This is a genomic window from Clavibacter michiganensis (assembly GCF_021216655.1).
Taxonomy (GTDB): Bacteria; Actinomycetota; Actinomycetes; order Actinomycetales; family Microbacteriaceae; genus Clavibacter; species Clavibacter michiganensis.
Genome location: NZ_CP080437.1, coordinates 3,038,267 through 3,063,393 on the forward strand (window position 1 = coordinate 3,038,267; position 25,127 = coordinate 3,063,393).

Annotated in this window: 24 protein-coding genes and 1 pseudogene; 17 read left to right on the forward strand and 8 right to left on the reverse strand. The window is 74.5% G+C overall.

The annotated features are described in order from the left end of the window. The first annotated feature begins 48 nt into the window (after window positions 1-48). Window positions 49-252 (forward strand): hypothetical protein, encoded by a 204-nt coding sequence (locus tag K0V08_RS14485; protein WP_011931895.1) that lies wholly within the window; start codon window positions 49-51, stop codon window positions 250-252. A 21-nt stretch (window positions 253-273) separates the two neighbouring features. Here the strand turns inward: K0V08_RS14485 and K0V08_RS14490 are convergent, their stop codons facing one another. Both K0V08_RS14490 and K0V08_RS14495 read right to left on the reverse strand, forming a co-directional pair. Beyond that, window positions 274-3,306, reverse strand: coding sequence for an AAA family ATPase (locus K0V08_RS14490; protein WP_079531718.1), 3,033 nt, complete (start codon window positions 3,304-3,306; stop codon window positions 274-276). Further along, window positions 3,306-4,472 carry an exonuclease SbcCD subunit D gene (locus tag K0V08_RS14495; protein WP_079531721.1) on the reverse strand — a complete coding sequence of 389 codons (1,167 nt, stop codon included), beginning with the start codon at window positions 4,470-4,472 and terminating at the stop codon, window positions 3,306-3,308. Before K0V08_RS14495 ends, K0V08_RS14490 begins: the two co-directional genes overlap by 1 nt. Before the next feature lie 297 nt (window positions 4,473-4,769). On the opposite strand from K0V08_RS14495, the gene lanKC reads away from it, so the two are divergent. The 10 genes from lanKC (at window position 4,770) to K0V08_RS14545 (ending at window position 17,196) form a co-directional block, all read left to right on the forward strand. Continuing rightward, a complete protein-coding gene (lanKC, locus tag K0V08_RS14500; RefSeq protein ID WP_079531724.1) occupies window positions 4,770-7,448 on the forward strand; it encodes a class III lanthionine synthetase LanKC in 2,679 nt (892 codons plus the stop codon). Window positions 7,449-7,517: 69 nt separating this feature from the next. Then, on the forward strand, window positions 7,518-8,156 hold the full coding sequence (locus K0V08_RS14505) for a GNAT family N-acetyltransferase (protein ID WP_011931899.1): 639 nt from the start codon (window positions 7,518-7,520) through the stop codon (window positions 8,154-8,156). Further along, complete coding sequence (locus K0V08_RS14510) at window positions 8,153-10,843, forward strand: aldehyde dehydrogenase family protein (protein ID WP_079531729.1); 2,691 nt, start codon at window positions 8,153-8,155, stop codon at window positions 10,841-10,843. The genes K0V08_RS14505 and K0V08_RS14510 overlap by 4 nt, the downstream gene beginning before the upstream one ends. Continuing rightward, entirely contained in the window at window positions 10,840-12,087 is a 1,248-nt protein-coding gene (locus tag K0V08_RS14515) for a beta-ketoacyl-[acyl-carrier-protein] synthase family protein (protein WP_079531775.1), read from the forward strand. The genes K0V08_RS14510 and K0V08_RS14515 overlap by 4 nt, the downstream gene beginning before the upstream one ends. Beyond that, complete coding sequence (locus K0V08_RS14520; RefSeq protein ID WP_079531777.1) at window positions 12,084-13,733, forward strand: thiamine pyrophosphate-binding protein; 1,650 nt, start codon at window positions 12,084-12,086, stop codon at window positions 13,731-13,733. The genes K0V08_RS14515 and K0V08_RS14520 overlap by 4 nt, the downstream gene beginning before the upstream one ends. Next, a complete protein-coding gene (locus K0V08_RS14525; RefSeq protein ID WP_011931903.1) occupies window positions 13,730-14,365 on the forward strand; it encodes a flavoprotein in 636 nt (211 codons plus the stop codon). Before K0V08_RS14520 ends, K0V08_RS14525 begins: the two co-directional genes overlap by 4 nt. Continuing rightward, the gene (locus K0V08_RS14530) at window positions 14,358-15,056 is read left to right on the forward strand and encodes an ABC transporter ATP-binding protein (protein WP_011931904.1); all 699 of its coding nucleotides are present in this window, start codon (window positions 14,358-14,360) and stop codon (window positions 15,054-15,056) included. Before K0V08_RS14525 ends, K0V08_RS14530 begins: the two co-directional genes overlap by 8 nt. After that, window positions 15,053-16,282, forward strand: a complete 1,230-nt coding sequence (locus tag K0V08_RS14535) for an ABC transporter permease (protein WP_011931905.1) — start codon at window positions 15,053-15,055, stop codon at window positions 16,280-16,282. Before K0V08_RS14530 ends, K0V08_RS14535 begins: the two co-directional genes overlap by 4 nt. 51 nt (window positions 16,283-16,333) lie before the next feature. After that, the gene (locus tag K0V08_RS14540; RefSeq protein WP_157444676.1) at window positions 16,334-16,510 is read left to right on the forward strand and encodes a hypothetical protein; all 177 of its coding nucleotides are present in this window, start codon (window positions 16,334-16,336) and stop codon (window positions 16,508-16,510) included. After that, window positions 16,507-17,196 (forward strand): GAP family protein, encoded by a 690-nt coding sequence (locus K0V08_RS14545; RefSeq protein WP_011931906.1) that lies wholly within the window; start codon window positions 16,507-16,509, stop codon window positions 17,194-17,196. The genes K0V08_RS14540 and K0V08_RS14545 overlap by 4 nt, the downstream gene beginning before the upstream one ends. Before the next feature lie 34 nt (window positions 17,197-17,230). Here K0V08_RS14545 and K0V08_RS14550 read toward each other — a convergent pair whose 3' ends face one another. Further along, complete coding sequence (locus K0V08_RS14550; RefSeq protein ID WP_011931907.1) at window positions 17,231-18,070, reverse strand: SDR family oxidoreductase; 840 nt, start codon at window positions 18,068-18,070, stop codon at window positions 17,231-17,233. A 156-nt stretch (window positions 18,071-18,226) separates the two neighbouring features. Between K0V08_RS14550 and K0V08_RS14555 the strand changes: the two genes are divergently transcribed. The 3 genes from K0V08_RS14555 (at window position 18,227) to K0V08_RS16095 (ending at window position 20,296) form a co-directional block, all read left to right on the forward strand. After that, complete coding sequence (locus K0V08_RS14555) at window positions 18,227-18,703, forward strand: DUF3151 domain-containing protein (RefSeq protein WP_011931908.1); 477 nt, start codon at window positions 18,227-18,229, stop codon at window positions 18,701-18,703. An 82-nt stretch (window positions 18,704-18,785) separates the two neighbouring features. Then, a complete protein-coding gene (locus K0V08_RS14560) occupies window positions 18,786-20,075 on the forward strand; it encodes an adenylosuccinate synthase (protein ID WP_011931909.1) in 1,290 nt (429 codons plus the stop codon). 92 nt (window positions 20,076-20,167) lie between these two features. Then, window positions 20,168-20,296: a hypothetical protein gene (locus K0V08_RS16095; protein ID WP_255522714.1), complete on the forward strand. Its 129-nt coding sequence runs from the start codon at window positions 20,168-20,170 to the stop codon at window positions 20,294-20,296. A gap of 12 nt (window positions 20,297-20,308) precedes the next feature. On the opposite strand, the gene K0V08_RS14565 is transcribed toward K0V08_RS16095, so the two are convergent. Then, entirely contained in the window at window positions 20,309-20,761 is a 453-nt protein-coding gene (locus tag K0V08_RS14565) for a MarR family winged helix-turn-helix transcriptional regulator (protein ID WP_011931911.1), read from the reverse strand. A 61-nt stretch (window positions 20,762-20,822) separates the two neighbouring features. Here K0V08_RS14565 and K0V08_RS14570 point away from each other — a divergent pair, with 61 nt between their 5' ends. Beyond that, window positions 20,823-21,191, forward strand: coding sequence for a VOC family protein (locus K0V08_RS14570; protein WP_079531780.1), 369 nt, complete (start codon window positions 20,823-20,825; stop codon window positions 21,189-21,191). Window positions 21,192-21,266: 75 nt separating this feature from the next. Then, a complete protein-coding gene (locus K0V08_RS14575) occupies window positions 21,267-22,016 on the forward strand; it encodes a hypothetical protein (protein WP_079531782.1) in 750 nt (249 codons plus the stop codon). A 237-nt stretch (window positions 22,017-22,253) separates the two neighbouring features. On the opposite strand, the pseudogene K0V08_RS14580 reads toward K0V08_RS14575, so the two are convergent. Beyond that, window positions 22,254-22,556, reverse strand: a pseudogene (locus K0V08_RS14580) (ATP-binding protein); the annotation flags it as partial. A gap of 155 nt (window positions 22,557-22,711) precedes the next feature. Here K0V08_RS14580 and K0V08_RS14585 point away from each other — a divergent pair. Further along, a complete protein-coding gene (locus K0V08_RS14585; protein ID WP_079531785.1) occupies window positions 22,712-23,140 on the forward strand; it encodes a BLUF domain-containing protein in 429 nt (142 codons plus the stop codon). A 37-nt stretch (window positions 23,141-23,177) separates the two neighbouring features. Here K0V08_RS14585 and K0V08_RS14590 read toward each other — a convergent pair whose 3' ends face one another. From K0V08_RS14590 to K0V08_RS14600, 3 genes are read right to left on the reverse strand one after another with little or no spacing between them, the layout of a single operon-like run. Next, the gene (locus K0V08_RS14590) at window positions 23,178-24,116 is read right to left on the reverse strand and encodes an alpha/beta fold hydrolase (protein ID WP_079531788.1); all 939 of its coding nucleotides are present in this window, start codon (window positions 24,114-24,116) and stop codon (window positions 23,178-23,180) included. Between the two features lie 41 nt (window positions 24,117-24,157). Then, on the reverse strand, window positions 24,158-24,445 hold the full coding sequence (locus tag K0V08_RS14595) for a helix-turn-helix domain-containing protein (protein WP_174239908.1): 288 nt from the start codon (window positions 24,443-24,445) through the stop codon (window positions 24,158-24,160). Next, window positions 24,432-25,109 carry a hypothetical protein gene (locus K0V08_RS14600; protein ID WP_079531791.1) on the reverse strand — a complete coding sequence of 226 codons (678 nt, stop codon included), beginning with the start codon at window positions 25,107-25,109 and terminating at the stop codon, window positions 24,432-24,434. Before K0V08_RS14600 ends, K0V08_RS14595 begins: the two co-directional genes overlap by 14 nt. Window positions 25,110-25,127: the final 18 nt, after the last annotated feature.

The following is a 25,127-nucleotide window of genomic DNA, read 5'->3' on the forward strand; positions in this document are numbered from 1 at the left end:
TGTCGCGGCCGGCTTCCCCGCCGCATCCGCACTCCCGAGAGGCGCCGCATGACGAGCGACCGGTCCCTGGCCTTCATCCTGCTGCGCTCGTGCCTCGTGATGGTCGCCCTCGGCGTCGTCACCGTGCAGACCGGAGGCGGGCTCGGCGTCGTGGGCGTCGTCGCGTTCGTGCTCGCCGCGGGCCTCGGCGGCGGCGCGACCTTCTACTGGCGCCGGCACCTCGCGGCCAAGCGGCGCGACCCCTTCAGCTGACGCGCCAGGGCGCGCGACCCGTCAGGCCGGGTCGGCGACCGTGGAGGTGAGGGTCGACGACCCGTCGGCTCGCCGCCGCACCTCGATCCGGTCGGCCACGCGCTGCTTCAGCTCCTCCACGTGGCTGACGATGCCGACGGTGCGGCCGCCCGAGGAGAGCCGCCCGAGCTCGGACATGACGGCGTCGAGGGTCTCGGGATCCAGCGTGCCGAAGCCCTCGTCGACGAACAGCGTGCCGAGCTGGAGCCCGCCCGCCTCCGCCTGGACCACGTCGGCGAGGCCGAGCGCGAGGGCGAGCGACGCGTAGAACGTCTCGCCGCCGGAGAAGCTCGCGGGCTCGCGCACGCGGTCGACGACGTGGTCGCGGATCTGCAGGGCGAGACCCGTCTTCCGGGACCTGCTCGTCGCCTCCCTCTCCTCGCTCACCTCCAGCTCGTAGCGGCCGCTCGACATGATCCTGAGGCGCGCGTTGGCGGCCTGCACGACGTCCTCGAAGCGGCGGAGCAGCACGTAGGTGCCGAGCGTCGTGCCGCGCGTGTTCTCGGGGGTGATGGCGTTCGCGACCTCGGCCATGCGGATCGCGGCGCGCGCCTGGTCGCCCGCGCGGGCGCTCTCGCGGCGGGCGGCGTCGTGCCGGGCGAGGGCGGATGCGCTCCGGTCGGCCCGGTCGCGCGCGCGGGCGGCGCGCTCGGCGCTGGCGCGGGCCGCGGCCTGGGCGGCGTCGAGGGCGGCGCGGGCGGCGTCGGGATCCGGATCCTCGGCGCCCGTGAGCGACGCGACCTCGGGATCCACGAGACCCTCCGCGACGACGGCCTGCTCGCGCTCGTGCGCGGCGACCCGCCCGGCGGCCGCCTCGAGCTCGGCCGGCGGGAGGGCGGCGGCGCGCGCCTCCTCCTCGGTCGCGAACGCCCGGTCCGCGAGCGCCTGGGCGAGCTCGGCGGTGCGCGCGGCGGCCTCGGCGGCCGTGCGCTCGCGCGCGGTGCCGAGGGCGATGAGGCGGTCGACGAGGGCGCGTTCCGCGGCGCGGTCGGCGACGAGGGCGGCGACGCGGGGGACGGGCGCGGTGTCGTCGTCGGCGGTGTGGGCGGTGCCGGCGGTGCCGTCCCCGTCCCGGTCCGCGAGCGCCGCGCGCACGGCCGCCTCGTCCTCCGTCAGGAGCTCGCGCGCCCGGATCACCCGCTCGCGCAGCCCCGAGAGCGCCGCGCGGGCGTCGTCGCGGCGAGCGCGGATCCGCTCGGTCTCCGCGTCGTGCGCGACGACCGCGGCTTCCGCAGCCCGGAGCGCGCCGCCCGCCGCCTCGGCCACCGCGAGACGCGCGGCGCGGGCGGCGACCCCGGCGTCGGCGGCCTCCGCCGTGATCCCGTCGAGCGCCGCCGCGGCCACCTCGTGCCGCGCGGTCTCCGCCGAGAGCGCCGCCACCGCGTCACCCTGCGCCCGCTCAGCCCGGGCGCGCGCGTCCGCGGCCCGCTCGATCTCGTCGTCGTCCGGATGTCCGGGCGCGCTCGGCGCGGGATGCGGGTGGTCGACCGCGCCGCACACCGGGCACGGGACGCCGTCCTCCAGCTCCGCGGCCAGCTCGCCCGCGAGCCCGCGGATCTTCCGCTGCCGCAGCTCCGCCTCGTGGCGCACGGCGGTCGTCGCGGCGGCCGAGCGCGCGTCGAGGGCATCCCGGGCCGCGCGGATCCGCGCCTCCAGCCCCTCGAGCTCGGCCACGCGACGCCGGGTCGCCTCCGCCTCGGCGACCGCCGCGCGCGCCTGGTCGACGCCGCCGGCAGCGGCAGCCGCCGCGTCCCGGGCCTCGACCAGCGGGATCCGCCCGGCCGGCCGTCCCGCGAGCGGCGCCTCCGCCGCGTCCGCCTCCGCCTCGCGTGCCGCGACCGCGTCCTCGGCGGCCCGCACGTCGGCGCGACGGCGGGGCAGCCCGCGCTCGCGCGCCTCCGCGTCGGCGAGCGTCGCCAGCTCGGCCACGAGCGCGTCGCGCCGCCCGGCCAGCGCCGGGGCGGTCGCGCTCGCGAGGGCGGGCCGCTCCGTCCGGCACGCCGCGCGGGCGTCGTCGTCGGCGACCTCGGCCGCGGTCCTCGCCGCATCCGCCCGGTCGCGCGCGGCCAGCTGGCCCGCGACCGCCGCCGCCCGCCGCGCCTCCCCGACGCGCCGCGCCAGCCCGGCGATCTCCTCGGCCGCCGCGCGCACGGCCTCCTCGCGCGCGATCAGCGCCCGCCGCCGGTCGAGCGCGCGGGAGACGCGCTCCGCGTCGGCGAGCGCGGTCGCCGCGCCCTGTCGAGTTCGCTCCTCGTCCGCCCGCGCCGTCTCCGCGGCGTCCGCCAGCTCGGCCAGCAGCCGCACGGTGTCGGGGGCGTCGGCGATCTCCAGCGCATCCACCCGCGTCGCCTCGCGGAGCCCCGTGAGCGCCTCGGCGACCTTGGCGTCCGCGGCGTCGGTGCGCGCCTTCGCGGCCTTGCGCATCTCGCCGAGCTGCGCGGCGGTCCGCTCGTACACGGCCGTGCCGAACAGCGACTGCAGCACGAGCCGCCGCTGCTCGCCGGTCGACCGCAGGAACTCCGCGAACTCGCCCTGGGGCAGCACGACCGTCTGCACGAACTGGGCGCGCGTGAGGCCCACGATCCGCGCGACCTCCGTGCCCACCTCCTGGGTGCTGGTGCCGATCACCTCGCCCGCGTCGGCGTCCGGCGACGACAGCCGCACGAGCGTCGCCGCCGCGTTCTGGTTCGTGGTGCCCGTGCCGCGGGCCTTGGGCCGCTGGTGCTGCGGGCTGCGGCGCACGCGGTGGATCCCCGCGGCCGTCTCGAACACCAGCTCCACGTACGGCTCCACGCCGGGCGCCGCGTGGTGGCTGTGCAGCCGATCGCGGCTCGAGCCCTCGCTCGCGAGCGACCCGTAGAGCGCGAACACGACGGCGTCGATGAGCGTCGACTTGCCGGATCCGGTCGGCCCCTCCAGCAGGAAGAGCCCCGAGCGCCCGAGCTCCGCGAAGTCGATGACGTGCTCGCCGGCGAACGGCCCGATGGCCTGGACGGAGAGGCGGTGCAGGTCCATCAGGCGCTCCGGTCCGCGGCGAGGGCGTGCTCGTACGCCTGCCGGAGCACGAGCGCCTCGGCCTCGGTGGGCGGAGCGCCGGTCGCGTACTCGACGAAGTCGGCGGCGACCTCGAGCGGATCCGTCGTCGCGTCGACCACGCGCGACCGCACGCCCTCGACCCGTCCCGCGGGCTCGTGCAGCACGACGAGCGCGTGCGGCAGCGCCTCCCGCACACGCGCCACCAGGTGCGCCGGGTGCACGGGATCCGTGACGTGCACGCGCAGCCACGCGTCGGCGAGGTCGGCGTGCCGCCCGTCCACGATCTCCGCGAGCGTCCCCGTCACCTCCGCCAGCCGCCTGGGCACGGGCGCCGGGATCAGCTCGACCGTCGTGGATCCGTCGGCCGCCAGCTCCACGAGCGCGCTCGACTTCCGCTGCGTGCGCTCCCCGAAGGAGAACGCGAGCGGCGAGCCGGAGTAGCGGACGACCGGGCGCGCGGATCCGCCCGCCCGCACCTCCTGCGCCCCGTGCAGGTGCCCGAGCGCCACGTAGTCCGCGCCCCGGAACGCCGACGCAGGCACCTGGTCGAACCCGCCCACGCGGATGTCCCGCTCGCTCTCGCTCGGCTCCGCTCCCGTGACGAACGCGTGCGCGACGACGACCACGCGCGCGTCGGGCCGGCCGGCGGCGTCGGCGCGCACCCGATCCATCGCGGTGCCCAGCACGGCCTCGTGCGAGCGGGGGAGAGGAGGCGACCCGGGTGCGGCGAGCGTCGCGCGCACGGCGTCCGGATCCAGGTACGGCACCCCGTAGAACGCGACCGGCCCGTCGGCGTCCTCGAGCACGACGGGCGCGTCGAGCGCCTCCGCCGACGCCAGGATCCGCAGCCCGTCCCGCAGCAGCGCCGACGAGAACCCGAGCCGCGCGGCCGAGTCGTGGTTGCCGGGGGTGACGATGACGGTCGCGAGCGCGCTCAGCCGCGCGAGCGCGTCCCCGAGCAGCCGCACGCTCGGCACGCCAGGCACCGCGCGGTCGTAGACGTCGCCCGCGACGAGCACGACGTCGACCTCCCGCTCGCGCACGACATCGACGAGGTGGTCGAGGAACGCGGCGTGATGCTCGTGCAGGTCCTCGCCGTGGAGGGTGCGCCCGAGGTGCCAGTCGCTCGTGTGGAGGATGCGCACGCGGGTCCTTCCTCGGGGCGAGCGGCGGTGCCCGTCACGCTACCGGAGGGCGCCGACACGGCGTCGCCGCACCTCCGGATCAATTCCGCTGATATCCGTTGACCGGGTGGGGAAATGTATGCAAGAGTCAAAGCACGTACTGGGGGATCGTGCTCGTCATCCATTTCGATGGAGGAGCACGGGCATGGCGATGGGGGGCTTCGATGCACGCACCGACGTCTCGAGACCGCCGCGACCCGATGATCCCTCGCCGCTTCCCGTGCCGATTTCCCTGCCCCGTCGGGCGGATCTAGGCCGATGGTGGAGGAGCGTGCGATCGGGGTTGAGCGGGTGGGCGGCTACCAGTTCCACATGTGGGGCCCGTCGCCCTACTACCGGTCGCCCGCGCACTGGCGACACCCGGACGGGATCGCGACGATCGTCGCCTCGATCGTCGCCCGGGGCGGGTGGATCTCCCGATCAGACGGCATCTGGGAATCCCTGACCCCGGAGGGGACCGAGCTCCCGGCCTCCGGCTGGAAGGTCCACGTGTCGGCGACGCCCGACGCCTTCGAGCCCGTGGCACGCGCCGCCGCGGGGGTCTGCGCGGACCGCGGCGTGCCCTTCAAGGTGCTCGCGGACCGGCGGATGCATCTCGTCATGAATTCCAAGTACACGCCGCGCGGGGGCAGCGGGAAGGCCTTCGTCGCGTATCCGCCCCAATCCGGGGGCGAATTCGAGAGATTCGTCGACGAGCTCGAACAGGCGCTCGTAGGATATCCCGGCCCGCGGGTGCTCTCGGACATCCGGATATCCCGCGCACCCGTGTTCGCGCGTTTCGGCGCATTCACGGACCGCTGGGGGCTCGGCGCCGATGGCGAGCTCTTCCGCGGGCTGGACCTGCCCGGCCGCGGCGTGGTCCCCGATCGCCGGATGCCGGGCGCGCACGTCCCCGAGGGCGTCGAGGTGCCCGACTGGCTGGAGCGACGACGCCGCGGGTCCGGGGCGCTCGAGGCCGGCTACAGCATCACGGGAGCGCTCCACTTCTCCAACGCCGGCGGGGTGTACAGCGCCGAGGGAGCCGACGGTCGCGCCCTCGTCGTGAAGGAGTCGCGGCCCGGTGCGGGCATCGACGTGGACGGGGATGACGCCGTCGTGCGGAGCGAGCGCGAGGCCGCGGCCCTGGGCCGTCTCGACGGGATGGCGGGCGTGCCGAGCATCGTGGAGACGACCGAGGTCGACGGGCACCGCTACCTCGCCACCACGCGCCTCGACGGCGACATGCTCTGGCAGTGGCAGGGGAAGGTGAACCCGCTCATCCGCCCCGGATCCACCGCAGACGAGCGCGCGGAGTTCGCGCGCCGGGCCATGCGGCTCACGCGCTCCGTGGAGCGGCTCGTCGCCGAGATGCACCGGCGGGGCGTGACCCACGGCGACCTCCATCCCGGCAACATCCTCGCCACGGACGACGACGAGGCGCGTCTCATCGACTTCGAGGTCGCCCGCAGCGGCACGGATGCCGCCGCGCCGCGCCGCGCGATGGGCGGCCTGGGCTTCGTGCCCGCCACGCCCGCGAGCGGCGTCGACACGGACCGGCACGCGCTCGCCGCCCTCCGCCTGTGGATGCTGCTCCCGCTCAACGCCTCGTGGGCGCATCGTCCCGCGCTGGCCGGGCAGATCGCCGCGGACGCCGTGGAGGCCTTCGGCGTCGACCCGGGATACCTCGAGGACGCCGTCCGCCTGATCTCCGCGGACGCGCCCGTGCGGCCGCCCGCCGCCGATGCCGCCGATGCCCCTGCCGACGCCCGGCGCGATCCGGCGACGACGACGACGGACAGGCTGTGGCGTGGCGTCGAGGCGTCCGAGGACCCGGACGATCCCGACGGTCCGTTCCCCGGGGACATCCGCCGCTTCGAGCACGCGGGCGCCTGCTTCGCGTTCGGGACCGCGGGCATCCTCTGGGCCCGCCTGAGCCGGGGCCTCCCGATCGAGGGCCGGCTCGTCGACCACGTGGTCCGGGCGTCGAAGGGGCCGGACGCGCTCCGTCCCGGGTTCGCGATGGGGCGTGCGGGCACCCTGCCCCTCCTCGCCGCGCTCGACGACCTGCCCCGGCTGCGCGAGGAGGTCGCCCTGACCGCCGCCGCCGCTGAGCGCGTGTCGAACATCGACGTCTGGGCGGGCCTCTCCGGGGTGGGCCTGACCCTCCTCGCGCTCCCGCGGACCGCGGTGGATCCCACGACCATCCTCGACCTCGCGCGCCGCGTCGTCCTCGGGGTCGAGGAGCACGCGGGCCTCGCGGGCCTCATGCGCGGCACGAGCGGTGCGGCCCTGTTCCTGGCCGAGTGCGCGGACCGCTTCGACCGCGAGGACCTCCGGCACGCAGCCCACGTGGCGTTCGAGCGGGATCTCCGCTCCACGACCGTCACGGAGTCCGGATCCCGGCAGTCCGTCGAGCCCGGCCGTCGGACGCTCGCCTACCTGGAGTCCGGCAGCGCCGGACTGGTGCTGGTGGCGCACCGCCTCGGACGCGGCGCGGAGTTCCCGGAGCTGCTGGAGGCGCTCGCCTCGGAGTACGTGGCGGAACCGGGCCTCCTCATGGGCAGGGCCGGTCTCATGCTGGCCCTCACGGACGTGGCCCGTTCCGGCGGCGCGGGCGCACCGCGCGCGTCGGAGCTGCTCCGCATGCACCGCCGTCGACTCGCCTGGCACCTCCTCCCGTCGGGAGACGACCTCCAGGTGCCCGGCGCCCAGGGGTTCCGCCTCTCCTCCGATCTCGGAACGGGCGCCGTCGGCGTCGCGCACGTCCTGCACTGCATGGACGACGCGACGACCCGGCTGCTCCCCTTCCTCAGCGCTTCGGTCGACTCGATCGAGGATCCGCCCCATCCACGCCGAGGAGGTGAACTAATGACGATCGACGCCATGCAGGAGATCGAGGTCTCCAACGCGGACGACTCGATGATGCTCGCCGCGAGCACCGCCAGCACGAGCTGCTGACGACCGACGCCCGGTCGCGGCCCGTCCACGGGCCGCGACCGGGTCCACCCCCGACCGAAGAAGATCCCGATGCCCCGCGAACGCCTCCGCCTCCGTCCTCCCCGCGACGAGGACTTCCCCCTCATCTCCCGTTGGATCTCCGCCGACTCCGCCGGCGCCGCGTACACCGGCGACGTGGGGGAGAACGTCTCCCCGGAACGGATCCGCGAGCTGCACGTCTCCGGGGCCGTGAACTACCTCATGATCGACGTGCCCGGCCTCGGCGCCGTCGGCCTGGTCAACTGGGGGCACCGCGGGCACTCGCGCGCCTACGCGATCGCCATCGTGCTCGGGGAGGAGTCCCACTGGCAGAGCGGGTACGGCGCAGAGGCCTTCGTGCGCCTCATCGACCATCTGTTCCAGCAGCTCGACGCGTGGCGGGTCGAGATCACGACCGCGTCGTACAACCCGTACACGATCCCCGCCTTCGCACGCCTGCGTCTCACGATCGAGGGCGTGCTGCGCGACTACTTCTACATCGACGGCGAGTACCACGACGCGACCGTGTGGTCCCTGATCCGACCCGAGTACTTCGCCGCGATCGACCAGGGGGACCCCTTCGGAGCCGCGCCGTTCGCGCCGGCGGTCCCTCCCGAGGCCAAGGCCAAGGCCCGGGCGGCCCTCGCCTCCTACCTGTCCGGCACCCCGAACGCATCCTGGCTGCGATGACAGCCGGGTTCGGCGGGCTGCGGGCCCTGCACGGCCACGGCATCTCGCTGCCGGCCCCCGCGCTCGAGGGCGTCGTCGGCAGCATGTCGGGTCTGCTCCAGGCCCGGGGCATCCGTCCCGACGACCGCGTCGCGCTCGTCTCGGACGACTCCCCGCGCACCGTGATCGCGTGGCTCGCCCTGATCAACAGCGACGTGACGGTCGTCCTCGTGGACGACGTCGCGACGGCGTCGTCGTCGGCCGTCGGAGCCGCGTGGGTCGTCGTCACCGACCGTCGCGGCGTGCGCGACCGCGCGAGCGGTCCCGAGCGCGTCGTCGACGTGAGCGACGAGGTCCGCGCCGCCTGCCGTTCCCGGCCCGACGCGGGTCTGGACAGCCTCCGCGTGCCCGTCGACCTCGGCCGCTGGTTCCTCCGGGAGGAAGCCCTGGGCGTCCTGACCTCGGGCACGAGCGGGACGCCGGTCGTCGTCGTCAAGTCCGGCGCGGAGATCCTCGAGAACGTGCGCGCCACCATCAGGGCCGTCGGATACGGCGAGGGCGACGTCTTCATGCCGCTGCTCCCCCTGCGGGGCCAGTACGGGGGCAGCGTCGTGCTCACCGCGATCGTCGCGGGCGGTGAGCTGGTGCTCACCTGCCGGCTGCGCATGGGCGAGGCCGTGCGCACCGCGGAGCGGCACGCGGTCACCGCGGTCGACGCGAGCCCGCGCGTCCACGAGGGCCTGCTCTCCTGGATCCGCGCGCATCCCGACGCGCTGCCCGGGCTGGCCTCCGTGCGCGTCTGGGGCGTGGGCGGCTCACCGGTCGGCCCCGGCCTGCTCCGCGACTTCCGGGCAGCGGTCGGCCGGCCCCTCATCGACGGCTACGGGTCCACGCAGCTCGGCAACGTGGCCTTCTCCCCCGATGGGGGACCGGGACTCGAGCCCGTCGACACGTACCGCACGAGGATCGCGCCCGTCACGGACGCGCACTCGCACTCCGACACGGACTCGGAGACGGACTCGGACACGGACGCGATGGCCGGTCGGCTGCTCGTCCGCCGGACCGACGGGCGTCCGATGGCGCACGGCCGGCTGCCCGACGCGGGCGACGGCTGGGCCGACACCGGGGACTACGCGAGCGTCGTCGACGGTCGGCTCCGGGTCCACGGCCGCTTCGGCGTCACCCAGCGCAACGGCTACCTCCTCGACCTGGCCGCGATGGAGCTCCGTCTCCTCAGCCACGGGGTGCCGGCGGCGGCGGTCGCGATCGAGGGCGAGGGCGAGCCGCGCGTGTGGCTGTTCGTGGAGGACGAGCTGCGGCGGGCGGTGCCCTTCTGGCGGGGCATCGTCGAACACGTCCTGCCCGCCGAGGCGCAGCCGAACCACATCGAGGTCGTCGGCAAGCTGCCGCGGACAGCGGCCGACAAGGTCGGGAGGGACCGCGTGCGCGCGATGGCTCGCCGGCTGGAGCGCGGACGCGCCGTCCGCATGTCGGACGGCGCCGCGCCGGCGGACGACGCCGAGCTGCTCGACCACCTGATCCTGCGGGCCCGCGACCGCGGCGACCGGCTCCTCGACATCCTCACCGCGGCGGGCGACCGGGCCAGCGCCGAGACGGAGCTCGAGTCCTTCCTCGACGTCCTCGTCGACGCCTACGTCGACGCACCCCCTGGGGCGCCGGGCACGGGCCCGGACGATGACGCGCGGGCGCCCGTCTTCGTCATGCTGCCGTCCAACGCCGTGCTGGAGTCGTTCGCCCTCTTCTGCATCGTCCCCCTGATCCAGGGGCGGCGCGTCGTCGTGCGTCCCGCGCGCGCCATCGAGGACGTCTTCCTCGCCGTCGTCGCGGAGTTCGCCGACCTCCTGCCGGGCGTGGAGGTGGACGGCTCGGACAGGACGCCCTTCCTGGCCCGAGCCCGCGCCGCGCAGGCGGACGTCGTCCTGAGCGGCCGGCGGAGCACGGCGGACGAGGTGGCGACGACGATCGGGCGGGCCCGTTCCCTGGTCTTCTTCGGCTCCGGGCACAACCCCGTGATCGTCGGCCCCGACGCGGACATCGCCCGGGCCGCCGAGGAGGTGGTGACCGCTCGGCTGCATGCCTGGGGCCAGGACTGCCTGGCACCGGACGTCGTGTTCGTCGACAGGCGCGTGGCGGACGCGTTCTCGGCCGCGCTCGTCGAGTCGGTGACCGCAGGTGCCGACCGGCGGTCTCCGCTGCCCCCTCTCCTGCGGCGCAGGACGCTCTCGGGCGCGCTCGACTACCTCGCACGGCACGCGGACCGCGTCGCGCACGGCGGTGAGCCGCTCTGGCGCCGCCACACCATCTCCCCGGCGGTGGTGCGATTCGACCTCGACGCGTTCCCCGGACCCGAGGAGCACTTCGCCCCGATCATCACCGTCGTGGAGCACGACGACGTCGAGCGCGTCGTCGAGCTCCTGCTGACGACCGCCCCGTACCCCGAGAACGCCATGGGCGTGACCCTCTACGGCGTCGAGGACCGACACGCGCGCGCTCTCGTGGGCAGCTACACCGTCGCGGTCGACCGCCCGCTCGCGGGAGCGACGCGCGGCTACGAGCCGTTCGGCGGGGCGGGCGCGTCATCCGGCTTCGTCCTCTCGGGCGGTCGCCGGCAGAACGGCCCCATCCACCTCCCCACCGCGCTCCACGGGGACCGCACGACGACCCCCACCGGAAGGATCGCGACATGAGCACGCACCGTGTCCTCGTGACCGGGATCGGCGCCGTGACGCCGCTCGGCCCGACAATGACCACCACCTGGGACCGCCTCCTGGAGGGGAGGAGCGGGATCGACCGCCTGCAGGGCATCCCGGCCGACGACCTCCGCGTCCGGATCGGCGGGGAGGTCGCGGACTTCGACCCGGGCCTGCACCTCAGCCACGCGGACCTCCGCCGCCACGACCCCTACGCCTGGTACGGCATCGCCGCGGCCGAGGAGGCGCTCCTCACCTCCGGCTGCCTGCGCGACGGGGCGATGGGCATCGACCAGGCGACCACCGGGGTGACCACCGCCACCGGGTACGGGGCGTCCAAGCTCAACCAGGACGGGACGCGCGTCCTCGATGCGAACGGCCCCCGCGCCGTCTCGCCGTACCTCGCGGTGTACGGCTCCCCGGACGTGCTCGGCGCGCACATCAGCATCGCCCACGGGCTGCGGGGGGCGAGCTACGCGCTCTCCGCCGCGTGCGCCACGGGGGCCATCGCGCTGGGCGAGGCGATGCGCGCCATCCGGCACGGCTACCTCTCGGCCGTCCTCGTGGTCGGCGCGGAGCACCCCCTGAACCGGCAGGACATCTCGGCGACGGCCAACACCCGTGCGCTCACGGCCGAGTGGAACGACGATCCGTCGCGCGCGAGCCGTCCGTTCGACCGGCGGAGGTCCGGGTTCGTGATGTCGTCGGGGGCCACGGCGATGCTGCTGGAGTCCGAGGAGTCCGCGCGTCGGCACGGCCGGGTCGGGATCGCCGAGCTCGCCGGCTACGGGGTCACGACCGACGCCCACCACATGACCGCGCCGGAGCCCACGGGCGCGGGCGCCGTCGCGGCGATGCGCGCGGCCCTTGCCGACGGCGGCGAGTCCCCCGACGGGATCGACCACGTGAACGCGCACGGCACGAGCACGCAGATGAACGACGCCACGGAGCTCGGGGCGATCCGGGAGGTGTTCGGTCCGCGGGCGACGCGACTGCCGATCACGGCGACGAAGTCGATGACCGGGCACCTGCTGGGCGCCACCGGGGTCCTCGAGGCGGCCATCGCCGCCCTGACCGTGAACCGCGGCGTCATCCCGCCCACCATCAACCTCGAGGACAACGAGTTCCCGGACTACGACATCGTGACGACGACGCGACGGCAGGAGGTCCGGGCCGTGCTCTCCAACTCGTTCGGGTTCGGTGGGCACAACGCGAGCCTGCTGCTCCGGGCCGTCGGATGAGCGGGGCATTAGGGCACCCGGATCCCGCGGCGGGGGAGCGCGCGATCCCGCCCGACGCGGCGACGTCGGATCCGTGGGCCGTGGTCGCGCGGACCCTCTTGGAGCACGGCGTCCGTCAGGTCCTCGGCCTGCCCGACGACGACATGGCCTCGCTGGCCGCGTTCCGCACCGCGGGCATCGACTTCGTCTGGATGAGCAGCCAGCGGACGGCCGTGTCCGCCGCCGCAGGGCAGGCGATCGCGTCCCGACGTCCCGCCGTCGTGGTCGTGGGCCGCGGTCCGGGAGTCGCCGCGACGGTGCCGTCCCTCCTCGAGGCGCTCGCCGCGCACGCCCCCGTGCTGGTCCTCGCGTCGGGCACGGCGTCGGCCAGGCTCCGCGACCGTGCGTTCCAGGACGCCCCGACGCTGGCGCTGGCGGCGCCGGTCACCGTCTGGGCGGAACGCGTCGAGACGGGGGCGGCGCTCCCGGGGGCGATCGCCGAGGCGCTCGCCCGGGCCGGGGCCGTGCCGGGCGGACCGGTGCTGCTCGAGATCCCGGACGGTCTGACGGTGGAGGGGGAGGTGCGCCGCCCGAGCACGAGGATGGAGCTGCCGGAGCTCCTGTCGGCGTTCCTCGCCGCCGAGCGTCCGGTGATCCTCGTGGGCGGCGGCGCCCGCGGGGCGGTCCCGCCGGCCGCTCTCCACGAGCTGGCCGACAGGGCCGGGGCGGGCGTGGCGGTGACCGCGTCCGGTCGCGGCGCGGCCTCGGAGGGCGCGTCCACGTTCCTCGGCGTCGCCGGGCTCTACCTCCCCGAGGAGAGCGCGGCCGTCGTGCGCGACGCGACCGTCGTGCTCGCGGTCGGCACCCGGTTGGAGGAGACCGCGGTCACGGGCCTCCCCGGCGACACCCCCGTGCTGCAGGTCGACGCCGCCGTCTCGGGCATCGACCGTGGGCGCGCGGGCGGTCACGTCATCGCCGACGCGGGCGACGCCCTGCGGGCGCTCGCGGAGGCGCTGCCGGAGGCGCGGACGACGCATGCCGCCTGGCGACGACGCGTCGCCTCGGCCATCCCCGCAGCCGTGCGCTCCGAGCGCTACCGGGGATCCCCGCTGGCCGCCGTGCTGCGGTCGCTCGCGGATGCGCTCCCCGAGGGCACCGTGGTGGTCCACGAGAACGGGCTCCGCGACATCTGGAGCTACCTCGCGCCCGTCTTCCGGCTGCCCGACGGCTGCACGGCGGTGGCACCCTCCGAGCTGACGACGCTCGGATCCGGCGTCGCCGCAGCCGCGGGCATCGCGCTGGGCGGCGCACCCCTCACGGTGTGCATCTGCGGCGACGGCGCCTTCTCGACTCTCCTGCCCGACCTCGGCCTCTTCGCCCGGCGCCCGATGCCGCTGCTGTACGTGATCCTCGACGACGGCGGCTACGGCTGGCTCGACAGCCAGGCGCGGGCTGCGGGTCTCGCGTCGGACTTCACCCGGGGGTCGCTCATCGAGGCGCTGCTCCCCTCGGTCGGCGGATCCTGCGAGGTCCTCACGGTCGGAGACGGGGGCGATCCCGCACCCGTGCTCCGCGACGCCGTGGCCCGCGCCGGACTCGGCCGGGTGACCCTCGTGCGGGTGCCGGTCGGCCGCGCGGACGTCCCGCCCCTGAACGAGGCGCCATGACGCCGGCGCCGGAGACGTTCAGCCGACCGCGCGACCTGCCGCTCGCCCGGGGGCGACTGCTGCTCATCGGCACGGGCGCGTTCGGGGTCACCCAGCTGCCGCAGTGGATCGTCGCGCTGCGGCGTTGGTACGGGGTGGACGTCCGCACCTGCGTGACCCACTCCGCCGTCCGCCTGGTCGCGCCGGGCGCGCTCGCCGTGGCCAGCGGTCACGCGGTCGCCGGCCCCGACTGGGACACGTCGACCGGTCGGGTGCCGCACCGGGACCTCGCGTCGTGGCCCGACCTCGTGATCGTCGCCCCCGCGACGACCGCCTTCATCGGCAAGCTGGCCCACGGTCAGCCCGACAGCCTCGCCCTGGCCTGCGCCATGGACACGTCCGCGCCCGTGGTGGTCGCGCCGTCCCTCCCTGAGGGGACCTCCCGCTTCCCGCCGGTGGTGCGGAACCTCCGGTCGCTCGCGGCGGACGGGATCTTCGTGGTGCCGACCATCGCCGGGGTCTCCCTGGACGACGGAGGTCCCACGACGGGTGCCATGGCCGGGCTCGTCGACATCCTCCGGCACGCCAGACATGCCGTCCACGCGCCCGGGTCTCCCGAGGACGCATCACGAGAAAGGGAAAGCCATGAATGACGAGCTCCTGTCCGCCCACGGGGTGGGCAAGACGTACAGCACGCGCAGCACGACCTCCACGGCGCTCGACGACGTCTCCCTGGAGGTGCGCGCCGGCGACCGGCTCGCGATCACCGGCCGCAGCGGGAGCGGCAAGTCCACGCTCATGCACGTGCTGAGCCTGCTCCACTCGCCCACGTCCGGGGACGTGCGGGTCGCGGGGCAGCCCGCGAGCGGCATGTCGGAGCGGCAGAAGGACCGCGTGCGGAACGAGCGCTTCGGGTTCGTGTTCCAGAACTTCCAGCTCGACCACCGCCAGTCGGTCGCCGACAACGTGAGCCTGCCGCTCCGGATCGCCGGGAAGAGTCGAGCCGCCGCCCGACGCCGATCCCTGGATCTCCTGGATCGCTTCGGACTGGCGGCGCTCGCCGCGCGTCGTGCCGGCGACCTGTCCGGCGGACAGAAGCAGCGCGTCGCGATCGCACGTGCTCTCGCCAACGAGCCGCAGATCCTGTTCGCGGACGAGCCGACCGGCAGCCTCGACTCGCAGAACGCGGAGGTGGTGGCGGAGACCCTGCTCGCCTACCCCGACGAGGGCGACACCGCCCTGGTCCTCGTGACCCATGACGACGCGCTCGCGCGACGCTGCTCACGGGTGATCCGCGTCCAGGACGGTCGGCTCGCCGACCTCGCCGAGGCGGTGGCGCGATGAGGGCCGGGTTCGTCATCTCCGAGGCCGTGTCGCATCTGCGCGAACGGCCCCTCCGCACGGTGCTCAGCGCCAGCGCCGTCGCCGTGGGCGCCTTCACCCTCACCCTCACGAGCGGCATCGGGGCCGGCGTCAACCAGTACATCGCCGCGCAGGAACGCTCCATCGGGGCCGAGGACGTCGTCATCGTGACGCCGGCCGGGCTCGGCGAGGGCGGCCTGACGCCCTACAGCAGCGAGGCGGCCGGGTCCGCGGCGATCTCCGAGGACGACATCCGCGCGATGGGCGACGCAGCCGGCGTGGAGCGGGTCGAGCCCGTGGCACCCGCCAGCCCGGAGTTCGTGCGGATCGAGGACGAGCGCTTCGTCGCCCCCATGGCCGACGCCGTGCCGGGCATGCGATTCGACGTGGTGGCCGGCGAGCAGCTCGACGTCGAGGGCGCCGAGCCGGAGATCCTCCTCCCGCTCTCCGCCGTCCGGGATTCGTCGTTCGCCGAGCCGAGCGACGCCGTGGGCCGGTCCGTGACCTTCGGGATCGTGTCGGCAGACGGGCAGACCCGCACAGTGGACGCCGAGATCGCGGGCGTGGTCGAGAAGACCATCACGGGGGATGCCATCCGCCCGAACTTCGCCCTCAGCCGCGCGATGCTCGACATCCAGCGCACGGGACTGCCCGACGGGAGCCCCGTCTCGTACTCGGGAGCGGTGCTCACGTCGACGGCGGTCCCGGAGACCATCGCCGACATGCAGGACCGCGGCTTCGCCGCCCAGACGGTCTCCGACCAGCTCGGGTCGTTCCGCGACGTCGTCGACGTCGCCGTGCTCGTGCTCGGCGCGTTCTCCGCGCTCGCCCTGCTCTCGGCGGGCTTCGGGATCGTGAACTCCATGCTGACGTCGGTGCAGCAGCGCACCCGCACCATCGGGCTGTTCCGCGCGCTCGGCGGATCCCGGGCCGCGCTGGCGGTCATCACGACGACCGAGTCGCTCCTGACGGCGCTCATCGGGGGTCTGTCCGCGATGGCCCTCGCCGTCGGCCTCGGGTGGTCGCTCGCCCCGTCGGTCGCGCGCGGCATGGGGCTCGACCTCCCCGGCTTCTCGCTCTTCGTCGCCTCGCCGGGCGCGCTGCTCGTGATCGCCGCCATCGTCGTCGGCCTCGCGGTCGTCGCGGCCGTCGTCCCCGCGCGCCGCGCGGCGAGGATGGATCCCGTCACGGCCCTGCAGGAGGAGTGACATGGACGTCGGCATCGACCTCGCGCGCTCCGGGATCCCCGGGCATCGGGCGTGACGGGGTTCGAGCCTGTCCTCGAGGTCGTCACGCCTCCCCTCTCCGTGCTGGAGCCCGTCGACGACCGTGAGCCGGTGCGGGAGGGCTCGGCGCGCGAGCCCTCCCGGGGACGCGCCGAGTCCCCGGTCCTGCCGGGCGCCGACGCGCCGCGGCGCGAGGGGGCGGCGGCGTGACGCTCTCCGTGCTCGGCCTCGCCCTGCTCGACAGCCTCAACCCGTCCGCCATCGTCGTGTCGCTGCTCATCGTGGTCGCGCGGTTCGACGACCGTCGGCGCATGGCCGCCTCCCTGCTCGCCTACGCCGCCGGCATCACGGTCGCCATGGTGGGCGTGGGCGTCGCCCTCATGCTCGGGCTGCGGGTCCTGATCGACCAGGTCCTCCGCGACGTGCCCGAGCGCGCCCTCGACGTCGCGCAGCTCGTGGTCGGGGTGATCATCCTGCTCATCGGGGCGCTGACGCCCGCCAAGCCGAAGCGGGCGCGCCGCCCGCTCGACCTCGACCGGGGCGCGGGGCGCCTGTTCGTGCTGGGGCTCGGCGTCACGGTCGTGGAGCTGTCGAGCGCGCTGCCGTACCTGGCGGCCGTCGGGATCCTCACGAGCGCCGATCTCCCGCCGGTGCAGTGGGTCGCGTGGCTGGTCGCCTACAGCGCCGTCGTGGTCCTGCCCGTCGTGCTCATCCTGCTGATCGGGCTGGCCACGGCCTCCCGTGAGGGCGCGCGCGAGTGGGCCGCGAAGCGGGCCGACTCCATGCGCCAGGCGGGACGCGGCCTGATCCTCACGATCCTGTTCCTGCTCGGCCTCTTCCTCACCGCGGACGCCGTCACCCGGCTCGGCGTGTTCGACGGGCTGCCGGGGGCCTGACGCGACCTGCGCCGCGTCGGGCCCGCGCCGCGCGTCAGTCCTCGTCGGCGGAGGACCCCGTCTTCCCGTGCGCCGCGACCGACACGTCCTCCCACTCCCGCCACGTCGCGAGGCGCGACGCGTAGTCCTGCTCCGCGATGGCGAGCGGGCCGTCGCCGAGGAAGATCCGCAGCGGCGGCTCCTCCGCGTCGACGATCGCGAGGATCGCGTCGCGCGTCGCCGTCGGGTCGCCCGGCGTCGTGTTCTTGTATCCCTCGGCCCGGCGCTCCCGCATGCCGTCGTAGGCCGCGATCGGCTCGCTGCGCTTGGCCGACGCGCCCGACCAGTCGGTGCTGTACCCGGCGGGCTCGACGAGCGTCACGTGGATCCCGAACTCCGCCACCTCGAGCGACAGCGACTGGCTGAGGCCCTCGAGCGCCCACTTCGACGCGTGGTAGATGCCGGTGGTGGTGAACGCGCTGATGCCGCCGATGCTCGAGACCTGCACGATGTGCCCGGATCCCTGCTCGCGCATGATCGCGACTGCGGCCTGCGTGATCCAGAGCGCGCCGAACACGTTGGTCTCGAACTGGCCGCGCGCCTCGTCCTCGGTGATCTCCTCGATCGCGCCGAACTGGCCGAAGCCCGCGTTGTTGACGACGACGTCGAGCGAGCCGAAGCGCTCCGCCGCCTGCTGCACGGCGGCGATGCCGGCGTCGCGGTCGGTGACGTCGAGCCGGAGGGGGAGCACGGCGTCGCCGTGCCGCTCGACGAGCGCGTCGAGGGCGGAGGTGTCCCGGGCCGTCGCGGCGACGCGGTCGCCGCGCTCGAGCGCCGCCTCCGCCCACTCGCGGCCGAAGCCCTTGGACGCGCCGGTGATGAACCACGTCTTCATGGGGATGTCCTCTCGTAGGTACCCCTCCGCCAACGTCGTGCGCGGCCCGCGCATGCCCCGGATCCCGGGATCCCCTCCCCAGGCGCGCTCGGCGGACACCCGCGACGGGATCCGCCCGCCCTCGGGACCCGCAGGACCGCCTTGGTAGGATCGAGTGTGACTGGAGAGAACCTGCTCGGCGTGCCCGAGACGCGCCTGGCTGACGAGCCCGAGGTCGCCGCCCGCATCCAGGATGCCGACGGCCACCACGACACCCTCGGCGCCATCGCCGCCGACCACCCGCAGTCGTCGCTCGTATGGGCGCTCCTGTCGGACTCCGCGTACGTCCAGGGCGACCGCATCGCCTCCTACGCCTTCGCCCGCGTCGGCTACCACCGCGGCCTCGACTCGCTGCGGAAGTCCGGCTGGAAGGGCCAGGGCCCCGTGCCGTGGAGCCACGAGCCCAACCGCGGCGTCCTCCGCTCCCTCTACGCGCTGCGTCGCGCGGCCGCCGCCATCGGCGAGGAGGACGAGGTCTCGCGCCTCAGCGCCTTCCTGCGCGATGCGGATCCCACGGCGGCCGGCCACATCGAGGCGATGACGGCCGGGGCGCTCCCGCCCACGGAGGCCATCGTCATCCGCGGCCAGGACTGACCCACCGCTCCACACCTCCGCCCGCACCACCGCACGCCACCCGAACCACCCCGACCGACCCGCCCCCGACGAGGAGTGAGCCATGCCCGCAGTAGTGATCATCGGAGCCCAGTGGGGTGACGAGGGCAAGGGACGCGCGACCGACCTCCTCGGCAGCCGCGTCGACTACGTCGTGAAGTTCAACGGCGGCAACAACGCCGGCCACACGGTCGTCGTCGGCGACGAGAAGTACGCGCTGCACCTGCTGCCGTCGGGCATCCTCACGCCGGGCGTCGTGCCCGTCATCGGCAACGGCGTCGTCGTCGACATCGAGGTGCTGTTCCACGAGCTGGACGCGCTCGCCGCCCGCGGCGTCGACGTCTCGAAGCTCCGCGTGAGCGCCAACGCGCACGTGATCACGCACTACCACCGCACCATCGACAAGGTCACGGAGCGCTTCCTCGGCAAGCGCCAGATCGGCACCACCGGCCGCGGCATCGGGCCCACGTACGCGGACAAGATCAACCGCGTCGGCATCCGGATCCAGGACCTCTTCGACGAGAACATCCTGCGCCAGAAGGTGGAGGCGGCCCTCGACGCCAAGAACCACATGCTCGTGAAGATCTACAACCGCCGCGCCATTTCGGCCGAGGAGATCGTCGAGAGCCTGCTCTCCTACGTGGAGCGCCTGCGCCCGATGGTCGGCGACGCGTCGCTCGAGCTGAACGCCGCGCTCGACGCGGGCAAGACCGTCCTGTTCGAGGCGGGTCAGGCCACCATGCTCGACATCGACCACGGCACGTACCCGTTCGTCACGTCCTCGAGCGCCACGTCCGGCGGCGCGGCCACGGGATCCGGCGTCGCGCCGAACCGCCTCGAGCGGATCATCGCGGTCGTCAAGGCGTACACGACCCGCGTCGGCGCCGGCCCGTTCCCCACGGAGCTGAACGACGAGTCGGGCGAGTACCTGCGCGCCAAGGGCTTCGAGTTCGGCACCACCACCGGCCGCCCGCGCCGCTGCGGCTGGTACGACGCGCCCATCGCGCGCTACACGGCCCGCATCAACGGCGTCACCGACTTCGTGCTCACCAAGCTCGACGTGCTCTCGGGCCTCGCGACCATCCCGGTCTGCGTCGCCTACGATGTCGACGGCGTGCGCCACGACGAGGTGCCCGTCTCGCAGTCCGACTTCCACCACGCGACCCCCATCTACGAGGAGTTCCCGGGCTGGCAGGAGGACATCACCGGCTGCCGCCGCTTCGAGGACCTGCCCAAGAACGCGCAGGACTACGTCACGGCCATCGAGCGCATGAGCGGCGCCCGCATCTCCGCCATCGGCGTGGGCCCGGAGCGCGAGCAGGTCGTCGTGCTGCACGACCTCCTCGAGGCCTGACCCTGATCCACGACGGCTGGGCCGACGACGCCCGCCTCGGCACGGACGCGTCGGACCTCGCGCGCTTCCTCAGCCGCGCCGACGCCCGCACCATGAACCGCGCGCGCCTGCAGGCGGATCTCGACATGGGCCAAGAGCAGTATGTGGCGGCCTGGCGCGAGCTGCACCGCTTCGGGTACGTGTCGTCGGCGGAGCTGCGTCGGCTGGTCGTCGAGCGGTGATGCGCTAGCGGGTCACGCGCCGTCCGCGCGCAGCGACCGCACCATGCCGCGGAGGATCCGCGTGGCCGCCTCCTGGTCGGCGTCGCTGAGGTCGGCCAGCATCCGCAGCTCCACCGCGCGCACGGCCGCGCTCGCCTTCGCCAGCTGCCGGCGGCCCGCGGCCGTGAGCCGCGTGGGCTGCACCCGGCCGACCGCCTCTCCGGCCGGTCGCGTGACGATGCCGTCGCGCTCGAGGGTCTGCAGGAGAACGTTCATCGACTGGCGCGTCACGAAGGCGCCGCGGGCGAGGTCGGAGTTCGAGGATCCGGGCCGCTGCGCGAGGAGCTCCAGGCACGAGTAGTGCGTGATCGTCATGCCGAGCGGGCGCAGGGCCTCCTCCATGGCGGCGCGCAGCGCGCTCGCGGCCTCCTTGAGCAGGTAGCCGAGCGAGGTCGGGAGGTCGATGCCGTCGTCGCCTTGACTCATGTCAGCAGTCTGACATACGCTCCTTCATGTCAGGCATCTGACATCGATCGCAGGAGGCACCATGCCCGTCACCGGCCCCGACTTCATCTCGCTCCAGGTCACCGACCTCGACGCCTCGCGAGTCTTCTACGAGCGCTTCCTCGGCCTCGTCCGCTCGCCCGCCGGACCCCCGCACGCCGTCGTCTTCACCACGACGCCCATCGCGTTCGCGCTCCGCGGCGTGGTCCCCGGCACCGACATCGCGGGCACCCCGCAGCCCGGCATCGGCGCGGCCCTCTGGCTGCACGCGACGGACGTGCAGGGGATCCACGACGCGCTGGTGGCCGACGGGCACCGCATCGTGACCGCGCCGTTCGACGGCCCGTTCGGCCGCACGTTCGCGTTCGCGGACCCGGACGGCTACCACGTGACGCTGCACGACAAGGCCTGAGACCCCCGAGCGCGGGGTGGTGCGAGCGCGGAGGGGGCTGCAAGCTGGGCCGACCGGATCACGTGGGGTCATCGCATGCGTCGCACGCCGCTCGCCACCGCCGCGCTGGCCGCGCTCGTGCTGCTGTCCGCGTGCGCGTCGGATGCGCCCCGGTCGCGCGACGACGCGACGGAGTACGACTGCAATGGCCGCACCGTCGACCGCGCAGCCTACGAGGGACGCGCACCTCTGAGCGGCTCCGCCCGGACCGCTCTCGCGGAGGCGGCACGGGCCGAGGGGCGGGAGATGGACCTCTCCGACAGCGCGGGCTGGTTCACCCTGGCGGAGTCCGCCACGAGGGTCGAGGCGTTCCGGGAGCTCGAAGAGCTCGAGGACCTCGGGACCGGGGGGATCCCCTCCGACCACGAGTACCTCGCCATCGAGCTGGTGGACATGGACGGCACGGGTAGGTCCTGGCACTCCTGGTCGTCGTCTCCGTGCGCGCTCCGGCTCGATCTCGGCGGGCTCGGCATGGCGACGGTGGCGCTCGCGGACGCGCCGGACCCCGCGTCGCGCGACCTCGAATTCCTGGTCGACGAGCACGCCTGCAATTCCGGCGAGGGCGCGGCGGGGCGCATCGCGGTCGTGTCGCTCGAGGAATCGGAGGGACGCATCGCGGTGGTGCTCGGGGTCCGCCCCCAGGGCGGGGAGTTCGCGACGTGCCCTGGGGGCCCCGCCACCCCGTTCACCGTCTCGCTCGCGGAACCGGTGGGGGATCGAGTGGTCGTCGACGCAGGCCTGGTCCTCCCACGCGCCGTGCCGACGGCTGTCCCCCGGCGTCCCTGAGGGTGAGGCGCCAGGCGCTCCCGCGAGGACCGCCCCCGCGATGCGATCCGCCGCCTCGGCGGGCGTGATGCGCGACGTGTCGACCACCTCCGCCTCCGCGTGCAGCCAGGTGCGCGCCGCCTCCGCGTAGGGCTCGACGCGGGAGAAGCGGAAGGCGGACGGGCCGAGGTCCTGGTCGTTCTGGATGCGGTCGCGGAGCGTCGCGGTGTCCGCGTGCAGCACGAAGTGGCGGATCGGGATGCCGTGCCCGGCGAGGCCCCCGCTGATCTCGCGCCAGTACGCCTCGACGAGCACGGTCATCGGCATCACGAGCGTGCCGCCCGCGTAGTCGAGCACGCGACGGGCCGTCTCGACGACGAGCGGCCGCCACGGGGTCCAGTGCTGGAAGTCGTCCAGCTGCGGGAGCGGCGGCCGGATGTCCATGAGCACCTCGCCGACCTTCTCGGCGTCGAGGACGCGGCTGTCGGGGATCCGCTCCTGCAGGAGCCGCGCCGTCGTCGTCTTGCCCGCCCCGTGCGTCCCGTTCAGCCAGATGATCATGGCCGGAAGCTATCGCGGACGCCGCGCCGACGGCATCGGCCGGGCGATGGATCCCGGGTCGCCCTGGTCGGCGGTCGGACGGAGGACCAGGCTGGAGGGGCGGCGGGGATCCGGCCCAGCCCGATGACGCGCCCCCGCGCGCGCGGAAGGACACCATGCTCTGCATCGTCTACTCCAGCACGGCCGAGCGGTCCTTCGACGACATCGACCTCGCCCAGCTCCTCGCGCAGAGCCGCGCGACCAACGAGGCCCACGGTCTCACCGGCCTGCTCGTCCACCGGCAGGGGCGCTTCCTCCAGCTCATCGAGGGCGAGGACGCCGACGTCCGGGAGCGCATGGCGGCGATCCTCGCCGACGACCGCCACGGTCGCATCTCCACGCTGATGGAGGAGCGCATCGCCGAGCGGCAGTTCCCCGACTGGACGATGGGCATGGCGAAGTACGACGCCCGCGTGGCCGAGCGGATCCCCGGCTACCGCGACACGTTCGACGACCTGCAGGGCGAGCGCCCGGACGACGCCATCCGGCCCGCGCTCCTCGAGCTGATCCGGTGGTTCCAGGAGGACACGGGCCGGCTGTCCTGACAGGCCCGGTCCCGCGGGTGGCGAACCGCCTAGGCGATCAGGAGGCGGGCGCCGCGCTCCGCCAGAAGCCCGCGAGGAGATCCGCGCTCGCCTCCGGCTGGTCGACCTGGGCCGAGTGGCCGGCGTCGGCGACGACTTGATAGCGGGCGCCCGCGCGCTCGGCCATGTCGCGCTGCCAGTCCTGCGGCCAGGCGTCGTCGGCGTCGCCGTGGGAGACGAGCGTCGGGATCCCGGTGGCGCGCAGGTCGTCGACGCGGTCGGTCTGCGCCTGCATGATCTCCAGCGCGCCGAGCAGCTGCGCGGACGCCGTGCCGAACAGGCGCGTGCGGAACCACGCGACCTCGGGGTCCTCGCCGTCGAGCTGCTCGGGCAGGAACCACAGCGGCCAGAGCCCGGCGCTGCCCGACGCGCGGACGGCGGCGAGCTGCTCGGAGCGCTCGCCGCGGCTGCGGGGGCCCGAGTTCCAGTGCGTGTAGCTGGCGAAGCGGCCGGGGTCGCGGATGACGGCCTGGAGCCCGACGACGCCGCCGAAGCTGTGGCCGAGGAGGTGCACGGGGCCGAGGGGCGCGGCCGGTGTCACGTCGGTCGCGACGTGACGGCCGCCGGATCCGCCGCGGCCCGCGAGCGCGTCGACGACGTGGTGCACGTCCTGGCCGAGGGTCTCCAGCTCGTAGCCCGACGCGTCGACGGGCGGCTCGGCCTGGCCAGGGCCGGTGGATCCCCACTGCCCGCGCTGCGAGAACGCCACGACCGTGAAGCCGCGGTCGGCGATCGGGCCGAGCACCGGGAAGAAGTCCTCCTTGGATCCCGTGAAGCCGGGCACGAGCAGCGCGACGGGCGCGGTCGCCGGATCCCCGGTGCGGGCGGGCACGCGCACGGCCGACAGCCGCGCCGCCGGCACCTCGATCGTGAGGTCCTCCGCGTCCTCGGGCCGGTGCTCGGACAGGGTGCGCGGGGCGCGGGCGTCGGTGCTCATCCCGTCAGCGTAGGCCGGGGGTGGCGTCGTGACCGGCGGCGTCAGCGCGCCGGGCGGATCGAGAACAGCTCCTGCGGGGTCGCGCCCGTCGCGTCGCAGATGAGGGTGAGGGTGGTGAAGCGGATGGCCTTGGCGCGGTCGTTCTTGAGGATCGACAGGTTGGCCATGGTGATCCCCGTGCGCGCCGACAGCTCGGTGAGGGTCATCCCGCGCGCCCGGAGCACCGCGTCGAGGTGGCAGACGATGCGGTGCGGGGTGGCGGGGGAGGCGTCGTCGTCGGAGGGGGCCGGATCCACGGCGCCGCGACGACGCGGGTCAGACGACGCCATCGGCGTCCTCGGCGAGGCGCGCGCCGGCGCGGAACGCGGCCGTGAGCGACAGGGCGACGAGTCCGGCGAGGAGGAGGTCGACGGGCCAGGCGGGAAGCTGCGTGGCGATCTCGTCGTAGCGCGAACCCAGGAACGACTGCGTGGGATCGGCTCCCGTTCCCGTACCGCTGCGGGCGATGAAGCCGAGGTGCGCCGTGAGGTAGGCGTAGGCGACCGTGTCCATGCACCCCTGCGCGAGCCCTCCTGCGAGGAGGGTCATCGCGAGCCGGCGCCAGTTGACGATCACGAACCCGTGGAACGGCTGGCCTTGCGCCACGCCGCGGATGGCTCGCAGCAGCCACGCCACGGCCAGGACCACGGTCACGGCGTGGATGAGGGGCGGTGCTGCCGCGAGGATGCGCAGCAGGAGGTCCGCGTCGGCGAGGGATCCCGTCCCACCCACGGCGGGCTCGGCTCGCGTGATCTGGGGCAGGAAGGTCAGCGGGAGATCGGAAGGTGCGCTCCCGAAGAGCGCGATCGTCCTGCCCGTCAGCGTGCCGATGGCTCGGCCGGTGTCCGCGATCACCGTCCACGTCATGACCAGCAGCAGCACGAAGCGGGTGATCCGCAGCACGCGCGGCCGCTCGCGCACCGGTCGGCTCTCGATGATCCCCGTGCTCGCCATGGCGTCCCCTTATCGATG

Bases quoted from the DNA above. Each gene is read 5' to 3' on its own strand.
- K0V08_RS14525 (WP_011931903.1), top strand. From the start codon at position 13,730: ATGACGCCGGCGCCGGAGACGTTCAGCCGACCGCGCGACCTGCCGCTC.
- K0V08_RS14530 (WP_011931904.1), top strand. From the start codon at position 14,358: ATGAATGACGAGCTCCTGTCCGCCCACGGGGTGGGCAAGACGTACAGC.
- K0V08_RS14550 (WP_011931907.1), bottom strand. From the start codon at position 18,070: ATGAAGACGTGGTTCATCACCGGCGCGTCCAAGGGCTTCGGCCGCGAG.
- K0V08_RS14515 (WP_079531775.1), top strand. From the start codon at position 10,840: ATGAGCACGCACCGTGTCCTCGTGACCGGGATCGGCGCCGTGACGCCG.
- K0V08_RS14590 (WP_079531788.1), bottom strand. From the start codon at position 24,116: ATGAGCACCGACGCCCGCGCCCCGCGCACCCTGTCCGAGCACCGGCCC.
- K0V08_RS14570 (WP_079531780.1), top strand. From the start codon at position 20,823: ATGCCCGTCACCGGCCCCGACTTCATCTCGCTCCAGGTCACCGACCTC.
- K0V08_RS14535 (WP_011931905.1), top strand. From the start codon at position 15,053: ATGAGGGCCGGGTTCGTCATCTCCGAGGCCGTGTCGCATCTGCGCGAA.
- K0V08_RS14595 (WP_174239908.1), bottom strand. From the start codon at position 24,445: ATGGCGTCGTCTGACCCGCGTCGTCGCGGCGCCGTGGATCCGGCCCCC.
- K0V08_RS14600 (WP_079531791.1), bottom strand. From the start codon at position 25,109: ATGGCGAGCACGGGGATCATCGAGAGCCGACCGGTGCGCGAGCGGCCG.
- lanKC (WP_079531724.1), top strand. From the start codon at position 4,770: ATGGTGGAGGAGCGTGCGATCGGGGTTGAGCGGGTGGGCGGCTACCAG.
- K0V08_RS14560 (WP_011931909.1), top strand. From the start codon at position 18,786: ATGCCCGCAGTAGTGATCATCGGAGCCCAGTGGGGTGACGAGGGCAAG.
- K0V08_RS14585 (WP_079531785.1), top strand. From the start codon at position 22,712: ATGCTCTGCATCGTCTACTCCAGCACGGCCGAGCGGTCCTTCGACGAC.
- K0V08_RS14565 (WP_011931911.1), bottom strand. From the start codon at position 20,761: ATGAGTCAAGGCGACGACGGCATCGACCTCCCGACCTCGCTCGGCTAC.
- K0V08_RS16095 (WP_255522714.1), top strand. From the start codon at position 20,168: ATGAACCGCGCGCGCCTGCAGGCGGATCTCGACATGGGCCAAGAGCAG.
- K0V08_RS14575 (WP_079531782.1), top strand. From the start codon at position 21,267: ATGCGTCGCACGCCGCTCGCCACCGCCGCGCTGGCCGCGCTCGTGCTG.
- K0V08_RS14520 (WP_079531777.1), top strand. From the start codon at position 12,084: ATGAGCGGGGCATTAGGGCACCCGGATCCCGCGGCGGGGGAGCGCGCG.
- K0V08_RS14490 (WP_079531718.1), bottom strand. From the start codon at position 3,306: ATGGACCTGCACCGCCTCTCCGTCCAGGCCATCGGGCCGTTCGCCGGC.
- K0V08_RS14485 (WP_011931895.1), top strand. From the start codon at position 49: ATGACGAGCGACCGGTCCCTGGCCTTCATCCTGCTGCGCTCGTGCCTC.
- K0V08_RS14510 (WP_079531729.1), top strand. From the start codon at position 8,153: ATGACAGCCGGGTTCGGCGGGCTGCGGGCCCTGCACGGCCACGGCATC.
- K0V08_RS14505 (WP_011931899.1), top strand. From the start codon at position 7,518: ATGCCCCGCGAACGCCTCCGCCTCCGTCCTCCCCGCGACGAGGACTTC.